This window comes from Streptomyces sp. CO7, assembly GCF_053474865.1.
Map to the genome: position 1 here is coordinate 930,194 of NZ_JBRIOU010000002.1, position 1,899 is coordinate 932,092.

Sequence of the window (1,899 nt, forward strand, 5' to 3'; positions counted from 1 at the left end):
TGCCCGTGCAGCAGGACGAAGTCCACCCGGCCGAGCTCCGGCAGCCCCGCGCGGTCCGGCACCCGCACCAGTCCCGGCGGGATCAGGCCCCGGGAGTGCGGCATCACCCCCAGGCCCGCGCGGGCCGCGGCGATCAGGCCGTTGAGGCTTCCGCTGGTGCAGGCGATCCGCCAGGCGCGCCCCTGCTTCTCCAGCGCCTCCAGGGCGAGCGCGCGGGTGATGCCCGGCGGCGGATAGACGATCAGCGGCACCGGGCGTTCCGGGTCCAGCCGCAGCCGCTCCGCGCCGATCCACACCAGCCGGTCCCTGCGCACCAGCTGCCCGCGCGCGTCGTGCGGCCGCCGCTTGGCCAGCACCAGGTCCAGCTTCCCCGCCGCCAGCCGCTCGTGGAGCGTGCCGGAGAGCTCGACGGTCAGCTCCAGGTCCACCTCGGGGTGGTCGTAGCGGAACCCCTCCAGGATCTCCGGCAGCCGGGTCAGCACGAAGTCCTCCGACGCCCCGAACCGGAGCCGGCCGCGCGGGCGCTCGCCGGAGAAGAACGACGTCGCCTGCTCGTGCACCTCCAGGATCCGGCGCGCGAACCCCAGCATCGCCTCGCCGTCCTCGGTCAGCTCCACCGAATGGGTGTCCCGCGCGAACAGCGGCCGGCCGGTGGCGTCCTCCAGACGGCGCACGTGCTGACTGACCGTCGACTGGCGCACCCCGAGCCGGTGCGCGGCCCCGGTGAAACTCAGCGTCTGCGCCACCGCGAGGAAGGTCCGCAGATGGGAGGGGTCGTACATGGGAGGAACCCTAACTGCGGACCGGCCGCCGGTCATCACGAAACGCGATCGCAGTGAGAGCGGTATGCCGGATTCCCGATCACGGGGGGAGGGTGGACGATGGGAAGGGCACGTCATGACCTGGTGCCTTGCCCCTTCCCCCCCTGGAACCCGGAGCACTGAAACACCGTGAAACGCCCGCAGTGGCCGAGCTGGATGCCGGTCGACCCCTACATCGTGCTGTTGCTGGCGACGATGGGGGTGGCGGCGCTGCTCCCCGCGCGGGGGGCGGTCGCCGACGGGGTCTCCTGGCTGGCCACGGCCTCGGTGGCGTTCCTCTTCTTCCTCTACGGCGCGCGGCTGTCCACCCGTGAGGCGCTGGACGGCCTGCGTCACTGGCGGCTCCACCTCACCATCCTGGGCTGCACGTTCGTGCTCTTCCCGCTGCTCGGGCTGGCCTGCCAGGCGCTGGTGCCGGCCCTCCTCGACGACGCCCTCTACCGAGGGCTGCTCTTCCTCACCCTGGTGCCGTCGACCATCCAGTCCTCCATCGCCTTCACCTCCGTCGCCCGCGGCAACGTGCCCGCCGCGATCTGCGCGGGCTCCTTCTCCTCCCTCGCCGGCATCGTCCTCACCCCCCTCCTGGTGGCCCTGCTGCTCGGAGGCGAGCTCGGGGGAGGGGGCGGGTTCTCCACGGACGCGGTGCTGCGGATCGTGCTGCAGCTGCTGGTGCCGTTCCTCGCCGGGCAGCTGCTGCGGCGCTGGATCGGGCACATGGTGACGCGGCATCGGCGGCTGCTGTCCCTGGTCGACCGGGGGGCGATCCTGCTGGTCGTCTACTCGGCCTTCAGCCAGGGCATGGTGCGGGGCGTCTGGGGCCAGGTGAGCGTGGTCCGGCTGCTCGAGCTGATCGGGGTCGAGGCGGTGCTGCTCGCCGTGGTGCTGGCGGTCACCTGGTACGGCTCCAAGGCGCTCCGGTTCGACCGGGGGGACCGGGTGGCGATCCAGTTCGCCGGCTCGACGAAGTCGCTGGCGGCGGGGCTGCCGATGGCGAGCGTCCTGTTCGGGGCGGAGGCGGCCCTGGCGGTGCTCCCGCTGATGCTCTTCCACCAGATGCAGCTGATGGTCGCCGCGGTCG

The 1,899-nt window shown here is 72.6% G+C and carries 2 protein-coding genes; one reads left to right on the forward strand and one right to left on the reverse strand.

Annotation, left to right across the window (positions count from 1 at the left end):
- Positions 1-782, reverse strand: a 782-nt coding sequence (locus tag ACOV8S_RS06250) for a LysR substrate-binding domain-containing protein (protein ID WP_448316546.1), incomplete at its 3' end; no start/stop codon positions are given.
- Between the two features lie 168 nt (positions 783-950).
- Here ACOV8S_RS06250 and ACOV8S_RS06255 point away from each other — a divergent pair.
- Positions 951-1,899: bile acid:sodium symporter family protein (locus ACOV8S_RS06255; RefSeq protein ID WP_448316547.1), on the forward strand; the 949-nt coding region annotated here is incomplete at its 3' end.